Source organism: Xanthomonas arboricola (assembly GCF_003353015.1).
GTDB classification, from domain to species: Bacteria; Pseudomonadota; Gammaproteobacteria; order Xanthomonadales; family Xanthomonadaceae; genus Xanthomonas; species Xanthomonas arboricola_E.
The window spans coordinates 473,272-491,446 of the sequence record NZ_QREM01000008.1; the positions used below are offsets into that span (position 1 = coordinate 473,272).

The window sequence follows — 18,175 nt, forward strand, 5'->3', positions numbered from 1 at the left end:
AGATGTCTCCACCCCGCACTTTGCAAGGATCATCCCTGCCCACCGATCGAGTGCGGTAAGAACGAAGCAATACGATGGGCTGCAAGCAAATTCCTTTTCGGGAGCAGGTTTTTAGTGCAATCTGGATAGGCCACAGGAGTGTGTTTTTTAAATATTCGCGTAACGGCTAGATAATTAGATAATCCTAACTAAGGAAAGCATCTATGGCATTTAATCGTGAGCTCTGGTCTGGCACTTATGACCGAGTGCATTTCCCCAACTTCCTTTGCCCTAAATGCTTTAAAGGGCGTGCAAGACACGATGGGGAAGATGTCAAGATCATGGAACCAACATACTCTGCCAAGGACCGAGATCATGTTGACTGGGAGCCAGGTTGGGACATCGAGCGTTTTAGCCTCCAGCTCATTTGCGACAACGTCGTCTGCGGTGAAGTAGTGGTCGTGACAGGAGATACATCACTTGTGGAGTTATACGACGACGAAGATGATCGGTGGGTTTATTTCTCTCACCTGCGCCCACGTTCAATGTTCCCAGCCCCACTCATCATCGACGTCCCAACTCAGGCTCCACAGAATGTGATCGATAACATTCGACTCGCCTCTTCGCACTACTGGCTAGACACAAGCGCAGCCGCCAATCGACTCCGAACCAGTGTTGAGTTCCTTCTAGACTTCCTTCAGGTCCCTCGCGAAACTATCAACAGCAGCACAGGAAAAGCAAAGCGCCTAGATCTCAACGGGCGGATTGCTCACTACGAACTACTGAATGCTGAGCACGCTACTTCCCTGACCGCCTTGAGGATGATTGGAAACTTAGGTTCGCATGGGGAAAATGTTCAACAGGAGGCGCTATTGGACGCCTTCGAGATCTATGAATACACCCTAGATGTATTGTGCGGTCAGCGTAAGTCGCGCATTGAGCTACTGAGGCAAAAGTTGATTTCCACGAAAGGACAATACAGTTAGCCAATCACGTGGCCATCATGCCTCCGCCCACCCACCTATCATCTTGCGCGTGTGGTGGGCACCGGCACGACGGTGCTCAAGCGTCGCGCGAGGTGAGCGACCGTTGTGTGTCCCGCGTCCGGCAAGCTCACATTGAACCTTCCACGTTTACCGCACCATAAGTCTCTTGCAATATTTGATGTCGGAAAGTGCCGAACCAAGCGCGCTGCCCCTCGAATAAGCAATTTAACCCAACAAATGATAGCCTAACATTTAAACTGCATTCATTTTCTAAGCAGCTCAAACATCTTATTTAGTTAGCTTATTTACTGCAAACAGTACGCAATTGACTGCGATAAATCGATACAAATTCTCTTGAAACCCTTGGTTTACAAGGCTTCTCGCCGGATAACGAATTGGCGGACCCGGGAAGCACTCCATTGGGAATATGCCAACACCTAAGGACTGCGCCGACAGCGCAGATTTTTGTATCGCCCCCATTGACGAATTCGCGCCCTGTTTTATCCCTACTTCCATCTCTCGATGGAAGTGACCCATGACCAGCAACCCCTCCGCAGCACTCAACGATTACATCGCCTCGCCCTTCGGCCTCCTGCATCTGGAAGGCATCCACATCGGACGGTTCCGCATCGACCGCGCCATCATCCGCGGCCGGGAGGCGGCCATCAATCTCCAAGAATGCATCCTCGCCGCGCTCGACGAAACCGGACGAAAGAGCGGCCTTAAGAGCAACACACGCTATCCCGCCCAGCTCCCTATGGGCACGCCGTCGCGTCCCTTGGCCAAGGAAATCGAGGACCACCTGGAAGACATGCGCCGCCGGCAGCTCGACCCGAAGACCGTCTTGGCCACCGAGCGCACCTTGAAGCTGCTCCTTTTGACCTGCGGCAACATCTCCGCGTCTCGAGTGGACTATCACCACATCCAAGCGCTCTGGACGCTGCTGCGTTGGGCTCCGAAGAACCTGGTATCGGATCCGCTGCTCAAGGACCTCACCTTCGACGAAGCCATCGCCCTGGGGAAAGCGCAGGACGTGCCACCGCTGGCGCCTGCCACTGAGGAGCGTCATCGCCGGTTCCTCGTCGCTTTCTTCAACCACCTGGTCAACGGACAGGCCATCGTGTCTTCGCCCATGAAAGCCTTCCGGAAGATCAAGAAGGACGACACTATCGACCCAGAGAAAGCCATCCGGCTGTTCGAAGATGAGGATCTTCAAGCCATCTTTGACCCCACCACCTTCGTGGCCTGGGCGAAGAAGCCGCAGTATTGGTGGGCACCGATGATCGGCCTCTACACCGGCGCGCGGGTAAATGAGGTTTGCCAGTTGAAGTTGACCGACATCATCGAAGAACGCGGGGTGTGGTGCATCGCTTTCCAGAAGACGTTGGACCAAGACTTGGCCGCGGACCCGAAACGCCGGCGGCGCAGCCGGCAAAGCATGAAGGGCGCGGGCTGCATGCGCATCATCCCCATCGCCAAGCCGCTCTTGGAGGCAGGCTTCCTGGAATTCGTGGAAGACATGAAAGCCACCGGCCATCCCCGACTGTTCCCGCTGCTTTCCGCTGGTGTGAACCGCAGGACAGGCGAAACCAATGCGCGTTACAGCCAGCAGTTCGTGGTGGACTTTGGCCGCTACCTGAAGACCCTTGGGTTCGAGAAAGGAATCGGCTTCCATGCCTTCCGCCACACCTTGGCCACCGAACTCGATGCAATCGACGTCCCCGAGAAGGAGATTGCCATGGTCACGGGCCACAGCACCGATCCCCGCGAACGGGTTCCAGTGCTGCGCAAGCACTACTTACACAAGCGATCGCAGGCGACGCGCAGCAAGCAGATCAGCGCACTGGAACTGTATCAGCCCAACGTGGAGCTGCCGCGCTACCAGCGGGGGCAGTTCGCTCAGTGCTTGGCTGATCCGAGCAAGTTCCACCCCTGAAGCGAGGGCTTGCACGTGTCGCGCCACCCGTGCTAGCATTTTCTCATACCAGCGACCAGGAGTAGCTCCGGTCTAATGTCTGGTCCCTAGGGCGTTTCATTTATTTACGTATGCCCGGTCGCAGGCTAACGCCCGACCGGGCATTTCGTTTGTGCAGTCCTGGCAGGTAATCGGATACGCTTTCATTTATCCCATTCAAACGTCAGGCCGCGATCCATGACCCCACAGCCGCTGCACAAGCTGTTCGATGCCATGTTTCACGGCAAATACCGTTTCGAAGATTTTCTGGCGATCTCTGCTGAAGAGAACCACGGCCTTGTCCGCTGGAAGAGCCGCACCATCTACAAGCCGTTCAGCACCCTGAAGGACTTCCACGTCTTCCTGAATCGGGTTGTTCTAGATCATCTACCTGTCGACGCTTCAGTCTCCTTTGCCTACCGCAGAGGCGCATCCCTCATACAGGCGGTCGAACCCCACGCAAAGAGCCGTGCATTCTTCCAAGCAGATCTGGAACGGTTTTTCGACAGCATCACGACACCGCTTATTCGCAAAGTCTTGGTGGAAAGCCAGACGCCAGTTACCGACCTGCAGGATCACCTAGAGCACATCCTCAAGCTCCTAACGGTCGAAGGCAAGTTGCCTATCGGCTTCTCCACCTCACCTATTTTGAGCAACGCCTGTCTCCTTTCCTTCGATCAGCGATTGGCACAGATTAGTCATGATAGGGGATGGATCTATACGCGCTATGCCGATGACATCATGCTGTCTACCCTGGACCGGTCCAAACTTTCGGATGCAGGCACCGTCATCGAGGACTGTCTTTCCGCTGAGATGGGCGGCGAATTTAAGCTCAACCCTGCAAAGAGCAAACTGACCACTATCGGGCGTAAGGTGAAGCATTTGGGACTGGTCATCCTCCCCAGTGGCGATGTTGCTATCGATCGCGATGTTAGGAACCGGATTGAGTCCTGGATTCACTTCTACCTGCGAGATCGGGCGAAATTACTGAGGATATTTGAAGAGACTCCGAATCAAGGGATGGAAGAGGGCTTAGAACGTCTTAGTGGCCTCGTTAGCTACGCTCATACTGCAGACCCGACCTATCTTGACAAGCTTAGAAGCAAGTTCGGCACCACCGTCATTGACAGCCTCCTGCACAGGTCTGCCAAATGAGCCGCCTTCAAGTGACGCTGGACGCTATCCAACACGTCGCTCACCTCCAGCTTGACGTAGATCTTTCCAAGAGCGGACTGATGTGCCTGGTCGGCCGAAACGGAGCAGGAAAGACGACTTTGGTTAGGGCGCTCCGAAACCTTTCCAACTCAGATACGTTTGTGCGAACAGCAACGCCTTACGCGTTCTCAGAGAAAAGCAGGATCGTCTACGACCTAGACGGCGAACAAGTGACGTTCTCCTACAACAGCGCTGTTCGCTCTCTCGACTGTCGCGAGAAAATCTCCAAAGAAATGCGCGAACTTGTCGATGCTGAACTTCCGATGCCATACGGGGCCCGGTTCAACTATTTCAGAAGTGCCAGCGAGGCAGACCAGGACATCCGGACCGCCATTGCCTTTGGAACCTATGATCGCCCAGAAGAACTCATCTCCTTTTTGAACGCGGTTTATGAGACTGACCGTTACTCAGCAATGGTCGAAGTTCGGCTCAAGGGGAAGAGCTACTACGCGCTTGTCAGGGAAGACGGGACATACATCAGAGAAGATTATCTGAGCTCCGGGGAGCACTTCCTTATCAATCTCTTTCGCACCATCAAGGGACCCTCAAAGCTCTTAGTCATCGACGAGATTGATTTGTCCCTGGATGCAGCTGCGCAAGCAAACCTTCCCAGTTGGCTACGCGAGTTCTGCGCGGAATATGACCGCAAGATCCTCTTCACCACTCACTCTCTTGCGCTGATGCGCCAACTAGAGGCTGACGAACTCTTCTACATGGAGGCAGAGTCTGACAGTGTCTCAATCAAACCCACGTCTTACAGCCATGCAATGCTGATGCTCTTTGGATTCGTAGGTTATGATAGATATATCGCGACGGAAGATAAAAAGCTCACCGCCCTAGTTCACCACTTGATTAAAAAATACTGCCAAGACACTTTGCTAAATTACAAAGTTATTCACATTGGAGGCGCGTCTCAGGTTGCAGCATTCATCGAAAGCAATGAGCTAGATAAATTCCTATCCACTCCTGAAAAGTTGGTCGCGTTCCTCGATGGCGACCAATACAAGGAGAAATACGCCCAACATGCGAGCATTCACATGATCCCTCTAAAAAGCGTTGAAAAAGCGCTCTGGGCCGCCAGGAGTGAAGACCCCGAATTCCCATTTACTACTCCGCGCGACAACTTTACTAGCGACAGAGACTTCGAAAGATATCTAATAGATAAGGGAATCGCTACGCAGGAGGAAATTTTCGATTATTTAATCGGAAGGCAAGAAATTGGCTTTCAGAAAATAGGGCAAATTTTAATCAACTTGTTACCTCCCCCTCACGGTTGAGCTTAGGAGAATCTTTTTGGGGACGGGCCTTTAGCCTAGCTATTGCCCGCCATGTTCTCGCAAGCTGTCTCGTGCAAAGTCGCGCATCCGGCGCACCAATTCCTCCTGCGCTGCTTCAGGCAGCTTCGACATCACCAAGATGGCTTCGGCCATAGGCTCACTGACGGCGTGGAAGTAGGCCACAGGCAACTCCAAGGCTTCTGCCAGCTTCGCCATGCTTTCGTTGTCGGGCATGCGGTCCCCTCGCTCGTAGCGCGAAATCCTAGGAGCTGCCGAGTTCTGTTCCTCAAGCCCGAGAACAGCCCCCAAGGCGGCTTGGTTCATGCCCCGCGCAAGCCTGGCCTCACGAAGGCGACGGCCAAAGGTGTATGCGGGAGGCAGCGGAGCAGGCATGAAGACCAACGAAGGATGAATTGACCCCCAAGTCTGCCGCTTCCAATCCTGCGCTGCATTTGCCATATTTGCAAATACGCCGAACGGGCGCTATTGCAGGGGTTTGCGATGAATCACACAGGACAAGGAGCGTTCGCTGCGCTCTTGGCGTTGGCGCTCGCCGCGCCGCTCACCACCCACGCCCAGGACACCCAGCCCCCGAAGTCTGGCTTCTTCCGCCAGCTCGGAAAGAGCTTGGCCGACTCGGGGAAGCAGATGGTTGGCCTCAAGCCGACTTCGGGCAGCAAGGCCGGCAATCAGGGAGCCGGCTCGATCTACATGCCCGTCAGTGGTGCCGGGAAGCTGCCCGGCCTGTTCAAGGGCGACAACCACCAGGCTGCCCAAGCCGGACGCCTAGATTGGCCCCGAGTGGCGCTCACGTTCACCGAGTGGGGCGCTTCCCTGCCCTGCTGGACCGCAGAAGCCCGCATCTGGACCAGCCCTACCGCATCGACCACCGAAACCTTCCGGACCTGCTTTGATGCCGCGGTGACCGAGACTGACGACCTGGGCGAAACGGCGGAGCTCAACAGCGCAGCCCTGTGGAAAGGCAGGGACACGCTCACCGGCATTCGCGTGCTGCCCAGCAGGCCCAACACCGGCGCTCAGCGGTCCACGGGCCCCAACCCTCCGGCTCAGCCCTTCGTGGTCAATGTGAGCCGGCCCGGCGTGGCTGACCGCGCCGTCGATGTCGCCCTGCGCGTCGCCTGGGTGTCGGGATTCCTCCAGACCGCTGACCTGCACCCCGGCCCTTCGGGAATGCTGACCCCGTTCAAAGACGCCCGGATGTGGATCGCGGGGTTCAAGTCTGACGGGAACCGCGACAAATGATCCGCCCTCTCGCCATCACTTATCAGTAAAGGAACGACATGAAAAACGCACGGATCGCCTTGGTCGTCCTGACCATGGCCCTGGGCCTGACCGCCTGCGGCGGCAAGCCCTCGTCTGACAACGCCAAGGAAGCGTTCGTCAGGCTGCTTCAACAGAGCGGTGCCGGCCAGGTCACCGACGTCCAAAACTTCGAACTGACCGGTTGCGTGGAAGCGGAAAGCGCCGAGGGCTACCGCTGCGATACCCGCGGCCAAGCCGTGCTCAACATCGAGGGCCGGCAAGTGCCGATCCCCGTGAGCAAGAACTTGAGGTATGCCAAGGAATCCGGAACTTGGAGGGCCTACGCGAAATGACGACCAACACTGACCCGATGGCCGGCACGCCGGCGGGTGCTGCGGGCAGGTTCCGTGGGGNGCCAAGGAATCCGGAACTTGGAGGGCCTACGCGAAATGACGACCAACACTGACCCGATGGCCGGCACGCCGGCGGGTGCTGCGGGCAGGTTCCGTGGGGACGGCGCCCTGCGCGCCGCCCCCATTAAGGTCCTGACGCCCCATACGAGGTTCTTCCGGTGGTTCTCGTTGAGTCTGCTGCTGCTCGGCCCGTTTGGCTTCATCGTCGGTCCGCTGATGGCTCGGCGGGGCCTCCGGAAAGCGGAGCGGCTTTATCCGCAGGAGGCCTACGCGGCTTGGCAGCGCGACCAAGGCTTCAGTTGGGCCCAGTGGTGGGTGATGACGCCGCTGACCGTGATGGGAGTTTTTTGGGTCACATCGGTGCTGAGCGGACTGCCCATATTCCTGCTAGTCATATATGCCAAGCTGGTTCAGTAATCTGCCGCAGTTTCAGGAACCATATGGAGACTGGCATCGTTCTGACTAGATCACCGCCAATCCTCAGCAAGGAGGACTCACCACTTAGCCAACCCCTAAAGAACCAAAATGATTGACTATCAAGAGCATTCACGCTAAGCTATAGAAGCCCATTTTAGGAAATGCAGACATGAAACTATTTAGCCTCGTGTCCGCCACGCCTCCTGAAAAGATCATTGATCGCGAAGAGCAATATGCATCCTTTCGCACGGTTGCGCGGGACAACTTGGCCTCATCAAAGGCTGGGCGGAAGAAGATCGTGGAATTTGCTAGCTCTTCGGTTGCTCTCGAGGGCCTAGTTATTAGTAGTAAAGTGCATGATTTGGCCATTCAGTATGAAAACGGCGAGATCGATTTGGATGAACTTATAAAGCGCGCTCGTGACTAAAGAGATCTTGACCTCAAAAGACAAAGAGGCTGACCTCACATTTGTTAGGATAATAGAACTTGCCGCACGGCCAATCTCAGGGAATTTTGACCTGGCACATCTATGCCTTTTCCACAAGCATATCTTTCAAGATCTAGTTGACTTCCATCCTGGCCAATTAAGGAACCCCACTCCGCGCAATCAGGACTGGGTTAAGCGTCGGGAAATAAAAGGTAGCAGCTTCTTAGTGTGCTACTCACCGATGGATAGAAAGGCAATAAGTAACCTAGAAAAAAATTTAAACCAATATGCATCAAGACTTAAAAAAATACCAGAGAGAGGCGCATTTGTCAGCAACATGGCAAAGCTATATTCTCAGATAGATTACTCACATCCATTTAGCGATGGAAATAGCCGAACGGCACGATCATTCACAAGACATCTGGCAAAAACGGCTGGCTACGATCTATTATGGGAGAATATAAAAGATCACTTGTTACTTTATGTGGCAAGAGATTTAGCAGTGAATGAAATTGCCATGCCGCATATTAGATCCGACAATAATAAAAGAGACGCATATACAGCTCTTACCCAGCTAGGAAACAATCCGACTCTCGAAGATCTTCTAGATCATATCATATATTCCAGCTAGGCCAATCGCGTCGACGCGCGCGCCCATCCTACACACGCTATCCCTCTGATTATTGGATATCTTTAGGAGTTACGTGAACATGCCTCGGACCAGCTCAATATATGACCAGCTAGGCGTGCCGCAAATGAGCGCAAACTAGTTGTTTGGGATAGCTCACGGTAGTCGCCACCGAAACGAGCGGTGCGCGGCGATGTAATAACTGTGGCCTGAGTGTAGAGCCCTTCTTGGATGAGCTTGCGACACAGTACGTCATAGCGCGCTAGGTATGACACCCCTTTGAACTCAGGGAATACGGGGAAATGCGGCGAATTGTCCCGCACCGCCCTTTGCGATTTTTCGCAATCCTCAACGAGAATCAGCCAACCAGTGAAAGGGGGAAGCTGGTCACCGAGAATGCCCTCTCGAATGGCGGTCACAAGATCATGGGCAGTGCCGATAGCTTCTTCTGCACGGTTGTTGAAGTTATTGCCGAAAGACGGACCAACATGACTTTTCAGCTCCACAGCGACGACAAGCTTCTTGCCATCAAAAACCAAAACATCCCAGAGCTTCGTTGGCCGGTAGTAGCCGGGCAGCGTGAGATTGGGCCGCCCCTTGACGCAAACATCAGCATTCGGCAAACCGTTCTTTCGAACAAGCCCTTCGATCATGCTCAAGAAACCATCCATGTTCCGACCGCCGAGCACACCAGATCGCTCACCGCCCTGGCTACGCTCTTCATCGTTTTCGAGCGCACTGCTCCTGCCATCCCAGAACTGCGCAACACCTAACCGCGCCAAGCGGTCGTAATCAGCTAAATCTAAACCCATCTCACTTTCCTCACGCTGTCGCGATAATGGCTCGCTCGGCCTCATTCAGTCCATAAAGCTTAGAAGTAGCGCGATTGGCCGCTTCACGATCCCCAGAAACCGCAGCTTCCCGCAATGCCTTCTGCAAAGGTTTTGGCACATCTTTCCAGTGAGGTATGCGAATCCGACGCAGATATTGCGCTTGGAAACGCAAAAAATCTCCTCGCATCGTAGTCGAATAGGTGCCCACAAATAACCGCGCCATTCCTGACATCAGCACGGCTTGAAGCGCACGAAGATCCCAATTGCTAGCCGTGATGAAGTAAAGATTGTGGTGCGGGTAAAGCTTGCCTTCCTCGTAGACAACATGCGCATCGCCCTTGATGTCGGGAATTAGTAGCTTCGGAATTTTGGCAAGCTCAGGATAAATGCGATCAATTGTGCGAAACCACCGGTCTGGATTCTTCTTAGCAACGTGTCGTGCCTTGATGCCCACCGCATGCGCATCGAGATATGCCGCAAATTTCGGGTAGCGCGCCAGATCCACCACCTGCCCGTTATTCTCGAATGGATTGAGAACACCCTTGCCCTGCCAATTAATATTTCCGCCACGTAGGTCTTGCGTTCGAACCAGGGGGAGCTTGCGAGAAAGCTCAACGTCGAGATCTTTCATATTGCCAATGTAGATACCGTCGTTGCCTGTTGCAACACCAATCCCCACCTTGCAGCCGGCCTCTTCAATCGTCGGCAGAGTTTCCTCCAAGCGACGCACCAAAGCTAAGCGGTCGGCTTTATGCAAGATCCAAGGCTCCGAGCCGTTGACCACGCCACGCATTTCGACTGCGCCCGCATGGTTGTTCAAGTTCGAGGCAGTCATTGCCTTGGCAAGTGGTCCCAACACCTTCGCAGAGATCGCTGGACGATAGGCAACCCGGGTAGATCGCGATTCGGCCTTTGGCTTCGGCCGCTCAATCACAGTGATAGCCGGATAAGTCATAACGTCAGAGAGAAATGCCTGCGTGTTAACCAAATCCACAAAGTGCGTCAAGGCGAACTGCGCAGACACCATAGCCCGAAGCGGACCGCCGTATTTGTTTTTAGTCCACCGGTCAGTGCAGATGAAGCCCAAACGTCCACCTGGCGCCAGAACATCCAAACAGCATTCAAAGAAGGGGATGTAAAGGTCAGCCCGGTCATAAAGCGTCTTAAAACGCGTGCGGTATAGAGCGAGCAGGGCGCTAGGGATCAGCTCTTGGCGGACGTAAGGTGGGTTACCTACTACGAAATCAAAGGTGTGAGGCAAAGGGGCCATGAGGAAGTCGGCTCGAACTAGCCATTTCCGTCCCAACGCGTCGGCGGCAGTCTTCTTGACCCCCAAGCGCTGGAGTTCAGCTACTACCAGAGAGCGAGCAGTTTCAAGGCTAGCTTCATGCACCTCGTAGGCGCGAATGGAGGGTGCCAGCTTCTGCGCAGCTTTGCTCAGGTCACCCCCATGGGCTAAGTAGGACCGAACGAGACGACGAATGATTGGTAGCAGGAAATCCGCGTGTCCGGCTGACGGCTCGAGCAGTGTGGTCTGGTGCAGGTCCTGATCTTCGGTATAACCGACTAGGTCCAAAATGAACTCGACCACCTCGCCTCGCGTGAAGATGGCCCCCCGCTCGTCGGCACTGCTGCTGGAGAACTGCTTAGCAGACTCGCTTTCGTCGGTAGTGGCGCTATGGCCACCTGCAAGATCAAGGTTCACGCAGGACAACTCATTTTTAATTCGTTGGAAGCACTACAACTTTAGCTGGTCGCGCCACGCGCGACCAGCACGCAACGTCGTTTGGCGGTGCCCTACGCAAGAAGAGGGCTAACCTCTGCCCACTTTGAGGCTAGCGGCACAGACGCCAGCCAGCTACAATGACAGACCACAAAGCAGGACACCCTCCTGGTTTGCGTGGCTGTAGGAGAGTCAGGACGTTCGAGCGGGATCAGTACCTCCCCCTCTCTCCGCCAGTTTCATGATCCTGCAGCGCGCTTGCATGGATCCAGGGCCACGCCGGTGGCCCACGTCTTATGGTGGCCCCGTCGGTCCCTCGCGACGCTAGATTGAAAATCCCGCCAGGGCCGGAAGGCAGCAACGGTATCGATTGATGCGGGCGCCGAGGTCAACCGGCGGGGACACCACCCCCAACTCCCCGGGTTCCCCGCAGCGCTTGAGTTGCAAGCGTCTACTGCGCCTGCGATTCCGGATGCAGCCAGCCCGCGTCGCCTTCCAGATAATGCTCGTGCTTCCAGATCGGCACGCGTGCCTTGACCTCGTCGATGATGAAGCGACAGGCATCGAATGCCGCGCCGCGATGCGCTGCGCTGACGCCGACCCACACCGCCATGTCGCCGATGCGCAGCTCGCCCACACGGTGCACGCAGTAGGCGTTGACGATGGCGAACCGGCGCATCGCCTCGTCGAGCACGCGCTGGCCTTCGGCCTGGGCAAGCGCGGCGTAGGCTTCATAGCGCAGCCCGGCCACGCTGCGGCCTTCGTTGTGGTTGCGCACCCAGCCTTCGAAACTGGCGAACGCGCCGGCGTGCGGGTGCTCCAGCGCGGCGCGCAAGCTGTCGACCGGCAATGGCACGTCGGACAGCGCAAAGAGGGCGGTCGTCTGCTCGCTCACGTTCAACCTCCCGACACCGGCGGAATAAACACAATTTCACTGCCATCGCGCACGCCATCCTCCCAGCGCGCGAACGCGCCATCCACCGCCACGCGCAGCTGTGCCGGCGTCCAGCGCAGGCCGTGACGCGTCTCGAGTTCGGCATACAGCGCGCGCAGGTCCTGCGCCGCCGATTGCACCTGCTCGCTGGCAATGCCCGCGGCCTCACGCAGGCTGGCGAAATACAGCACCGTCACCGTGGCGCTCATTGGCTTGCTCCGATATCGCGCTTGCCGCCGCGCTTGGACACCAACCTGGTCGGGCCGATGCTCATGCCGTGCGACAAGGCCTTGCACATGTCATAGACCGTCAAGGCGGCCACGCTGGCACCGGTGAGCGCTTCCATTTCCACGCCGGTGCGATGCACGCAGCGCACCGTGCAGTGGATGTCCAGCACCTGCCCGCCCGCCCAGTCGATCTCGAAGCGGCACGCATCGATCGGCAATGGATGGCAGAACGGAATCAACTCGTGGGTGCGCTTGACCGCCATGGTGCCGGCGATCACCGCCGTTTCCACGATGCCGCCCTTGGCGCTGCGCAAGCCATTGGCGCGCAGCTGCGCGGCGACAGCGGCCGGAAAACGCACCCGGCTCTGGGCGGTGGCGCTACGCGCAGTGACCGCCTTGTCCGAGACATCCACCATCGTGGGCAGTCCGGAAGCGTCCAGGTGGGTCAGGCGTGCGGAACGGGAGTTTGCGGGCATGGGAAACGACACGATGACTGGCGCTCAGGATGCGGCATTCTCGGTGAACGCGGCGCCTCGATGGAACCGCATTCCCTACCCGCCGATCAAAAACATTTCGACCGGCTTGCCGCGCCGTGGCGTCGATGCACGCACTTCGCTATAGCGATCGCCACGCACGCTCCAGCGCGCGCGCAGATGTTCGGACAGTCCATGCTCGCCCTCGGCCAGGGCCGGCTTGAGGTCATGTCCCTGGCTGGCGAACAGGCAGGTATACAACTGCCCGTCGGCCGACACGCGTGCACGCTGGCAATCGCCGCAGAACGGCACGCTGACCGAACTGACAAAACCCACCTCGCCCGCGCCATCGGCAAATGCATGCCGCTGCGCCACTTCGCCGGTGTAATTGGCATCCAGCGGCACCAGCGGCCAGCGCGCGTGGATACGCGCGTGCAGTTGCGCGGAGGTCACCACCGCATCGGCCGTCCAGCCATTGCAGCTGCCCACATCCATGAACTCGATGAAGCGCAGCACGTGGCCGCTGCCACGGAAGTGCTCCACCAGCGGCAGCACCTGATCTTCGTTGACGCCGCGCTGCACCACGCAGTTGATCTTCAGGCGCTGGAAGCCGGCCTGCCCGGCGGCGGCGATACCGGCGAGCACCTGCGCAATCTCGCCGCGGTTGCCACTCATGCGCCTGAACAGCTCCGGCTCCAGGGCGTCCATGCTCACGGTGATGCGGCGCAACCCGGCCTGGCGCAGCGCCACCGCCTGCCGCGCGAGCAAGGTGCCATTGGTGGTGAGCGCCAGATCCTCGATACCCTCGATCGTGGTCAGGCGCGCAACCAGGCCGGGAAGATCGCGGCGCAGCAGCGGCTCGCCACCGGTCAGGCGTACCTTGGTGACGCCAACCGCGACGAAGGCACGCACCAGCGTTTCCAGCTGATCGAAACTCAGGCGCTGCCGTGCATCGAATCCGTAATCGTCGGGCACGCGGTCGGCCGGCATGCAGTAGCCGCAACGGAAGTTGCACGCCTCGATGACCGACAGGCGCAGGTCGCGCAGCGGCCGGCCATAGCGGTCCTGCATCGGCGCGGCGGTCAGGTTCGGCAGCAGCAAGGCCGCCATCAGCGCACCATGGCGGCAGTCGGCTCCGCCAGCGGCAGATGTTGGCCGGGCACGGCCACGCGATGGCCGCGTGCGCGTAGCACGTCGCCGTCGGCGTCGCTGGCGTAGTGGTACAGCAGCATGCGGCTCAACAGGTCCTGCGGGTATTCCCGCTCCAAATCGTCCACCCCAGTATGCGACGGGTTGCCGTGAACGCCGCAGTCATGCGCGATGAGCTCGCCGTCATCGGCGTAGCGGGCCAGGATCTCCGGGATCGGCCGGGTGTCGCCGCTCCAGACCAGGGCCCCCTGCAACCGCAGCCCGTAGGCGGTCTCCGGCCAGTGGTGGCGCGCCGGGAACACCTCCAGCCGTACCCCGTCGTGCCAGAACGCCTCGCCGACCGGTACCAGCTGGAACGCGTCCCAGAAATTCGCACCGCCCTCGGCCAGCACATTCGGGTAGTCGGCGATCCGCCGCTGCAGCAACGGCACCACCGGCGCCGGCACGTACAGGCGTGTGCGCCCACGGCGTTCGGAGAAATAGCTGTCCACGAACAGTCGCTCCAGCCCGCCGACGTGGTCCAGATGCACGTGGGTGATGAACACTGCCTGCGGCAGATGACCGTAATGGGCCTGATAAGCGGTGAGCCCTTCGCTGCCGCAGTCGATGGTCAGCCACGGCGCGCCGGCGCGCTCGATGGTGGCCATCGGCGAACCAAGCGCGACCGCCGACGCATTGCCGACCCCCTGCACACGCAACGCCCAGTGCATCAGTAGCCCCGGCCCCAGGCCAGTTCGTAAGCGCGATGCAGGCGCTGGTAATCCTTGTCGACCTCTTCGCGGCTGCGGTTGCCGCGCAACTTCAGCAGCGAGCGATGCAGGCGCTTGAGATTGCGTTCGCGCCAGCGCGTGGCCGGAATGCGCAATACGCCGCGGTCGAAATCGATCAGCCAGCCATGCCCGCCGGCATCGAACAGGATGTTGTGCGCGTTGAGGTCGGCATGATCCAGGCCGGCGCGATGAAAGCGCGCAATCAACCGCCCGGTCTCTTCCCACGGCGCGCCGCGCCCGGCGACCTGCGCATGATCTGCGAGCGAGCGCATGTTCTCCAGGCGCTCCATCAACAACGCAGCCCGGTAGCTCAGCCCCTCGCGCAGATAGCAGGCCGCCAACGGACGCGGCACCGGCAACTTGCGCCTGAGCAGTTCGCGCAACAGCCGGAACTCGGCAAAACTGCGGGTGCGCGCCGCGCCCTTCCACACATAGCGATCGCGGCTCACGCGTGCGGCCATGCCGCCGCGCAGGTACTGCCGCAGCACGCTGTGACCGAACGGCGCATCCACGAACCAGGCCCCACCCCGCCCGCCCTCGTCGACCGGCCGCGCCCTGTCGCCCCAGCGTTGCGGCGAAAACAGCCCGGCATCGGCTTGCCGCAGCCGTTCGCGGTCGAACAGAATGGCGCCATAGCCGCGGCCTTCGCGGTACGGCGTCAGCGCTTCAGTGGCGTCGAAAGCAACCATCCATCGAGTCTAACAACACCATGGCTTCTACGCCCGCTTCGTTATGCCTGCTGCGCCTGTCCGCCCTGGGTGACGTCACCCACGTGGTGCCGCTGGTGCGCACCTTGCAGGCGGGATTTCCGGCAAGCCAGCTGCATTGGATCATCGACAAGGCCGGCTTGAAATTGCTCGACGGCCTGCCCGGCGTGCAGTTCCACGCCTACGACAAGCGCACCGGCGTGGCCGGCATGCGCGCGCTACGCCAGTCGCTGGCGCCCTTGGGTCGCTTCGATGCGCTGCTGCAGATGCAGGTGGCCTTGCGCGCGAATGTGCTGTCGGCCTTCGTGCCGGCGCGGCGGCGGATCGGCTATGACCGCAGCCGCTCCAAGGACCTGCACGGCCTGTTCGTCAACGAGCGTATCGCCGACCGCCCCGGCATCCACGTGCTCGACGCCATCGGCAGCTTCGCCCAGCCGCTCGGCCTGACCCAGCACCAGGTGCGCTGGGACCTGCCGGTTCCCGACGAGGCCCATCACTGGGCACGCGCACAGTGGGACGACGACGGCCGCCCGGTACTGATGATTTCGCCGTGCTCCAGCCACGCACGCCGCAACTGGTATCCCGACCGGCATGCCGCGCTGGCCGACCATGCAGCAGCCCAGGGCTGGCGGGTCGTGCTGTGCGGTGGCCGCAGTGAGCTGGAACGCAGCACCGCCGATGCCATCGTCGCGGCCACGCGCGCGCCGGTGCTGGACCTGATCGGCAAGGACACGCTCAAGCAGCTCCCCGCCCTGCTGGCCCGCGCCGATCTGGTGGTCACTCCCGATTCCGGGCCGATGCACATCGCCAACGCGATGGGCACCAAGGTGCTGGGCCTGCATGCGGCCAGCAATCCACTGCGCAGCGGCCCGTATTCGGACGTGCGCTATTGCGTGGACCGCTACGACGCCGCCGCCCGCAAATACCTGGGCAAGCCGGCCGACCAGCTGAAATGGGGCACCAAGATCGAGTTCGACGAGGTGATGGCACTGATCACCGTGGACGATGCGATCGCCGCATTCGAGCGTTATCGTGGTGACCATCCGCGCTGAAGGCCGGCGACGGATCGTCGCTGGAACGGGGAGTCAATCGTTGCCGGACGGCCCACACCGCGGCCCGTTTGCCCCAACGGCCGGGAAGCGACAGCGAAATCCCGACCCGGCACGCGCGCGGCAGACAACCGCTGCGGTAACCGATGGCGTACACCCGGCGACACGCCAGGGTGCGCGGCTCACGGACCGGCCGCCGTCATGCCTCCGGTCACGCAGGCCTGCGATCAGCGGCCATCAGGCACCGGTGGCGCGATAGTCCTGGTACGACTTCTCTTCCACGTACGACGAACCCAGCGCCAGGTTGATCTCTTTCTTGATGCGCGCGCGCTCGTCGTTTTCGATATAGACGCTGCGCGCCAGCTGCACGAAGCCGTCGTCGAAGCTCTGCGCCTGCTCCTTGAGCCGGATGTCGTCCTCGATCACCCATAGCCGCTCGTTGACGGCCTTGAGCGCGGCACGCAGACGCACGATGTCGTGGCCGGCGGCCGGATGCGCCATCCAGCTGGTCTCCAGCGCAGACAGCTCGCTGCGCACATTGGCCAGCTTGGCGGGGTCGCGCATGCGCTCGGACTTGATCTGCAGGATCGCGATCTTGTCCAGCAGCTCACCAAAGGACACGGGCACCAGGATCTCGGACATGACAGGCCTCCAACGGATATCGGGCGGATTGTAGCCATCGCAGCAACGCGCGGCGGCGGCACATAAACAAAAGCCCCCTTGCGGGGGCTGATGCGAATCTGGCGGAGAGGGGGGGATTCGAACCCCCGAGGCGCTATAAACGCCTGCCTGATTTCGAGTCAGGTACATTCAACCGCTCTGCCACCTCTCCAGATGGTCCCCAGTGTCCCGGGGCCGTGCATCATACGGGCACCGGCGCCAGGCCACAAGCGGCCCGGGCCGGCATCGCCGGCACGATCGCGGCGCCGGGCGTGAACCCGCCCTGCGGCATCGGCAATCGGCGTGTTGCTGCGGGCCGGCCGCGCCGCGATGATGGTCACGCACCTTCTCTCTTTGGCGACCCGCCCCCATGCTCGAATTCGGACACCTCACCCATGTCGGCCTGCGCCGTGACCTCAACGAGGACACGTACTACGGCGACAGCGAACTGGGGCTGTGGCTGGTGGCCGACGGCATGGGCGGGCACGCCTGTGGCGAAGTGGCCAGCGCGCTGGCGCGCGAAACCATCGTGCGCGAGGTGCGCGCCGGCACCCCGCTGGCCCAGGCGGTACGCATCGCCGACGAAGAGATCATCAAGACCTCGCGCCGCTGCAACGACACCTTGCCGATGGGCACCACCGTCGTCGCTGCGCGCGTCCTCGGCCAGCGCTTCGAAGTGGCCTGGGTCGGCGACAGCCGTGCCTACCTGTGGCGCGACGGGCGGCTGGCGCAACTGAGCCAGGACCATAGCTATGTGCAGGAACTCATCGCCCAGGGCACCCTGACCAGCGAGCAGGCGCGCGCGCACCCGCATCGCAACGTGGTGACCCAGGCGCTGGGCGTCACCGATCCGGTCCACCTCAATGTCGCCACCATGCAGGGCGAACTCAAGTCCGGCATGCAGTTGCTGCTGTGCAGCGACGGCCTCACCGAAGAGGTCGACGATGCCGCGATCGCCGCAACCCTGTCGCAGGCCGATTGCAGCGCCCAGGAATGTGTCGAGTGCTTGGTCGCCGCCGCGCTCGATGGCGGCGGCTCGGACAACATCACCGCGATCCTGGTGCGCAGCCACTAAACGCGGCCGACGAAAC

21 protein-coding genes, 1 tRNA gene and 1 other RNA gene are annotated in these 18,175 nt (G+C 59.6%); 12 read left to right on the forward strand and 11 right to left on the reverse strand.

The genetic code is table 11. The features are described 5' to 3' along the window. Nucleotides 1–203: 203 nt before the first annotated feature. From C0541_RS10015 to C0541_RS10030, 4 genes are all read left to right on the forward strand, one after another. Nucleotides 204–965: a DUF4145 domain-containing protein gene (locus C0541_RS10015; RefSeq protein WP_115048006.1), complete on the forward strand. Its 762-nt coding sequence runs from the start codon at nucleotides 204–206 to the stop codon at nucleotides 963–965. A gap of 535 nt (nucleotides 966–1,500) precedes the next feature. Beyond that, nucleotides 1,501–2,901, forward strand: coding sequence for a site-specific integrase (locus C0541_RS10020; protein ID WP_115048008.1), 1,401 nt, complete (start codon nucleotides 1,501–1,503; stop codon nucleotides 2,899–2,901). A 216-nt stretch (nucleotides 2,902–3,117) separates the two neighbouring features. Next, a complete protein-coding gene (locus tag C0541_RS10025) occupies nucleotides 3,118–4,074 on the forward strand; it encodes a reverse transcriptase domain-containing protein (RefSeq protein ID WP_115048010.1) in 957 nt (318 codons plus the stop codon). Beyond that, complete coding sequence (locus C0541_RS10030; RefSeq protein WP_115048012.1) at nucleotides 4,071–5,411, forward strand: ATP-dependent nuclease; 1,341 nt, start codon at nucleotides 4,071–4,073, stop codon at nucleotides 5,409–5,411. The genes C0541_RS10025 and C0541_RS10030 overlap by 4 nt, the downstream gene beginning before the upstream one ends. Before the next feature lie 39 nt (nucleotides 5,412–5,450). Here C0541_RS10030 and C0541_RS10035 read toward each other — a convergent pair whose 3' ends face one another. Continuing rightward, nucleotides 5,451–5,870 (reverse strand): helix-turn-helix domain-containing protein, encoded by a 420-nt coding sequence (locus C0541_RS10035; protein ID WP_338016133.1) that lies wholly within the window; start codon nucleotides 5,868–5,870, stop codon nucleotides 5,451–5,453. Between the two features lie 42 nt (nucleotides 5,871–5,912). Here C0541_RS10035 and C0541_RS10040 point away from each other — a divergent pair, with 42 nt between their 5' ends. The 5 genes from C0541_RS10040 to C0541_RS10060 all read left to right on the forward strand — a co-directional run bounded on the left by C0541_RS10040 (nucleotide 5,913) and on the right by C0541_RS10060 (nucleotide 8,562). Continuing rightward, nucleotides 5,913–6,674, forward strand: a complete 762-nt coding sequence (locus C0541_RS10040; protein ID WP_115048206.1) for a hypothetical protein — start codon at nucleotides 5,913–5,915, stop codon at nucleotides 6,672–6,674. A gap of 38 nt (nucleotides 6,675–6,712) precedes the next feature. Further along, the gene (locus tag C0541_RS10045) at nucleotides 6,713–7,027 is read left to right on the forward strand and encodes a hypothetical protein (RefSeq protein ID WP_115048014.1); all 315 of its coding nucleotides are present in this window, start codon (nucleotides 6,713–6,715) and stop codon (nucleotides 7,025–7,027) included. Nucleotides 7,028–7,123: 96 nt separating this feature from the next. Next, complete coding sequence (locus C0541_RS10050; protein ID WP_115048016.1) at nucleotides 7,124–7,504, forward strand: hypothetical protein; 381 nt, start codon at nucleotides 7,124–7,126, stop codon at nucleotides 7,502–7,504. 169 nt (nucleotides 7,505–7,673) lie between these two features. Further along, on the forward strand, nucleotides 7,674–7,931 hold the full coding sequence (locus C0541_RS10055; RefSeq protein ID WP_115048018.1) for an antitoxin VbhA family protein: 258 nt from the start codon (nucleotides 7,674–7,676) through the stop codon (nucleotides 7,929–7,931). Then, a complete protein-coding gene (locus C0541_RS10060) occupies nucleotides 7,924–8,562 on the forward strand; it encodes a Fic family protein (RefSeq protein WP_115048020.1) in 639 nt (212 codons plus the stop codon). The genes C0541_RS10055 and C0541_RS10060 overlap by 8 nt, the downstream gene beginning before the upstream one ends. A 62-nt stretch (nucleotides 8,563–8,624) precedes the next feature. Here C0541_RS10060 and C0541_RS10065 read toward each other — a convergent pair whose 3' ends face one another. Together C0541_RS10065 and C0541_RS10070 are read right to left on the reverse strand one after the other, a co-directional pair. After that, nucleotides 8,625–9,371 carry a PaeR7I family type II restriction endonuclease gene (locus tag C0541_RS10065; protein WP_115048022.1) on the reverse strand — a complete coding sequence of 249 codons (747 nt, stop codon included), beginning with the start codon at nucleotides 9,369–9,371 and terminating at the stop codon, nucleotides 8,625–8,627. A gap of 10 nt (nucleotides 9,372–9,381) precedes the next feature. Next, the gene (locus C0541_RS10070) at nucleotides 9,382–11,097 is read right to left on the reverse strand and encodes an Eco57I restriction-modification methylase domain-containing protein (protein WP_115048208.1); all 1,716 of its coding nucleotides are present in this window, start codon (nucleotides 11,095–11,097) and stop codon (nucleotides 9,382–9,384) included. Nucleotides 11,098–11,420: 323 nt separating this feature from the next. Here C0541_RS10070 and ffs point away from each other — a divergent pair. Continuing rightward, nucleotides 11,421–11,517: signal recognition particle sRNA small type (ffs, locus tag C0541_RS10075), an RNA gene on the forward strand. 49 nt (nucleotides 11,518–11,566) lie between these two features. Here the strand turns inward: ffs and C0541_RS10080 are convergent. The 6 genes from C0541_RS10080 to C0541_RS10105 all read right to left on the reverse strand — a co-directional run bounded on the left by C0541_RS10080 (nucleotide 11,567) and on the right by C0541_RS10105 (nucleotide 15,357). Further along, nucleotides 11,567–12,016 carry a molybdenum cofactor biosynthesis protein MoaE gene (locus tag C0541_RS10080; protein WP_115048024.1) on the reverse strand — a complete coding sequence of 150 codons (450 nt, stop codon included), beginning with the start codon at nucleotides 12,014–12,016 and terminating at the stop codon, nucleotides 11,567–11,569. Further along, nucleotides 12,013–12,258, reverse strand: a complete 246-nt coding sequence (locus C0541_RS10085; protein ID WP_104582320.1) for a MoaD/ThiS family protein — start codon at nucleotides 12,256–12,258, stop codon at nucleotides 12,013–12,015. Before C0541_RS10085 ends, C0541_RS10080 begins: the two co-directional genes overlap by 4 nt. Then, nucleotides 12,255–12,752, reverse strand: coding sequence for a cyclic pyranopterin monophosphate synthase MoaC (gene moaC, locus C0541_RS10090; RefSeq protein WP_115048026.1), 498 nt, complete (start codon nucleotides 12,750–12,752; stop codon nucleotides 12,255–12,257). Before moaC ends, C0541_RS10085 begins: the two co-directional genes overlap by 4 nt. Before the next feature lie 75 nt (nucleotides 12,753–12,827). Continuing rightward, nucleotides 12,828–13,859: a GTP 3',8-cyclase MoaA gene (moaA, locus tag C0541_RS10095; RefSeq protein WP_115048028.1), complete on the reverse strand. Its 1,032-nt coding sequence runs from the start codon at nucleotides 13,857–13,859 to the stop codon at nucleotides 12,828–12,830. Further along, nucleotides 13,859–14,608, reverse strand: a complete 750-nt coding sequence (locus C0541_RS10100) for an MBL fold metallo-hydrolase (RefSeq protein WP_115048030.1) — start codon at nucleotides 14,606–14,608, stop codon at nucleotides 13,859–13,861. The genes moaA and C0541_RS10100 overlap by 1 nt, the downstream gene beginning before the upstream one ends. Continuing rightward, the gene (locus tag C0541_RS10105; protein WP_115048031.1) at nucleotides 14,608–15,357 is read right to left on the reverse strand and encodes a 3-deoxy-D-manno-octulosonic acid kinase; all 750 of its coding nucleotides are present in this window, start codon (nucleotides 15,355–15,357) and stop codon (nucleotides 14,608–14,610) included. The genes C0541_RS10100 and C0541_RS10105 overlap by 1 nt, the downstream gene beginning before the upstream one ends. Before the next feature lie 20 nt (nucleotides 15,358–15,377). Between C0541_RS10105 and C0541_RS10110 the strand changes: the two genes are divergently transcribed. Then, nucleotides 15,378–16,427 carry a glycosyltransferase family 9 protein gene (locus C0541_RS10110; RefSeq protein ID WP_115048033.1) on the forward strand — a complete coding sequence of 350 codons (1,050 nt, stop codon included), beginning with the start codon at nucleotides 15,378–15,380 and terminating at the stop codon, nucleotides 16,425–16,427. 234 nt (nucleotides 16,428–16,661) lie between these two features. Here C0541_RS10110 and C0541_RS10115 read toward each other — a convergent pair whose 3' ends face one another. Together C0541_RS10115 and C0541_RS10120 are read right to left on the reverse strand one after the other, a co-directional pair. Beyond that, on the reverse strand, nucleotides 16,662–17,066 hold the full coding sequence (locus C0541_RS10115) for a DUF6165 family protein (RefSeq protein ID WP_104582314.1): 405 nt from the start codon (nucleotides 17,064–17,066) through the stop codon (nucleotides 16,662–16,664). A 99-nt stretch (nucleotides 17,067–17,165) separates the two neighbouring features. Further along, nucleotides 17,166–17,256, reverse strand: a tRNA-Ser gene (locus C0541_RS10120). Between the two features lie 198 nt (nucleotides 17,257–17,454). Here C0541_RS10120 and C0541_RS10125 point away from each other — a divergent pair. Continuing rightward, nucleotides 17,455–18,159, forward strand: a complete 705-nt coding sequence (locus C0541_RS10125; protein WP_115048035.1) for a PP2C family protein-serine/threonine phosphatase — start codon at nucleotides 17,455–17,457, stop codon at nucleotides 18,157–18,159. The last annotated feature ends 16 nt before the right edge of the window (nucleotides 18,160–18,175 follow it).

Excerpts from the sequence above, each read along its gene's own strand:
- C0541_RS10035 (WP_338016133.1), bottom strand. The coding sequence starts at position 5,870 with ATGGCAAATGCAGCGCAGGATTGGAAGCGGCAGACTTGGGGGTCAATT.
- C0541_RS10105 (WP_115048031.1), bottom strand. The coding sequence starts at position 15,357 with ATGGTTGCTTTCGACGCCACTGAAGCGCTGACGCCGTACCGCGAAGGC.
- moaA (WP_115048028.1), bottom strand. The coding sequence starts at position 13,859 with ATGGCGGCCTTGCTGCTGCCGAACCTGACCGCCGCGCCGATGCAGGAC.
- C0541_RS10030 (WP_115048012.1), top strand. The coding sequence starts at position 4,071 with ATGAGCCGCCTTCAAGTGACGCTGGACGCTATCCAACACGTCGCTCAC.
- C0541_RS10085 (WP_104582320.1), bottom strand. The coding sequence starts at position 12,258 with ATGAGCGCCACGGTGACGGTGCTGTATTTCGCCAGCCTGCGTGAGGCC.
- C0541_RS10110 (WP_115048033.1), top strand. The coding sequence starts at position 15,378 with ATGGCTTCTACGCCCGCTTCGTTATGCCTGCTGCGCCTGTCCGCCCTG.
- C0541_RS10015 (WP_115048006.1), top strand. The coding sequence starts at position 204 with ATGGCATTTAATCGTGAGCTCTGGTCTGGCACTTATGACCGAGTGCAT.
- C0541_RS10125 (WP_115048035.1), top strand. The coding sequence starts at position 17,455 with ATGCTCGAATTCGGACACCTCACCCATGTCGGCCTGCGCCGTGACCTC.
- C0541_RS10100 (WP_115048030.1), bottom strand. The coding sequence starts at position 14,608 with ATGCACTGGGCGTTGCGTGTGCAGGGGGTCGGCAATGCGTCGGCGGTC.
- C0541_RS10065 (WP_115048022.1), bottom strand. The coding sequence starts at position 9,371 with ATGGGTTTAGATTTAGCTGATTACGACCGCTTGGCGCGGTTAGGTGTT.
- C0541_RS10050 (WP_115048016.1), top strand. The coding sequence starts at position 7,124 with ATGACGACCAACACTGACCCGATGGCCGGCACGCCGGCGGGTGCTGCG.
- C0541_RS10115 (WP_104582314.1), bottom strand. The coding sequence starts at position 17,066 with ATGTCCGAGATCCTGGTGCCCGTGTCCTTTGGTGAGCTGCTGGACAAG.
- C0541_RS10025 (WP_115048010.1), top strand. The coding sequence starts at position 3,118 with ATGACCCCACAGCCGCTGCACAAGCTGTTCGATGCCATGTTTCACGGC.
- C0541_RS10040 (WP_115048206.1), top strand. The coding sequence starts at position 5,913 with ATGAATCACACAGGACAAGGAGCGTTCGCTGCGCTCTTGGCGTTGGCG.
- moaC (WP_115048026.1), bottom strand. The coding sequence starts at position 12,752 with ATGCCCGCAAACTCCCGTTCCGCACGCCTGACCCACCTGGACGCTTCC.
- C0541_RS10055 (WP_115048018.1), top strand. The coding sequence starts at position 7,674 with ATGAAACTATTTAGCCTCGTGTCCGCCACGCCTCCTGAAAAGATCATT.
- C0541_RS10045 (WP_115048014.1), top strand. The coding sequence starts at position 6,713 with ATGAAAAACGCACGGATCGCCTTGGTCGTCCTGACCATGGCCCTGGGC.
- C0541_RS10020 (WP_115048008.1), top strand. The coding sequence starts at position 1,501 with ATGACCAGCAACCCCTCCGCAGCACTCAACGATTACATCGCCTCGCCC.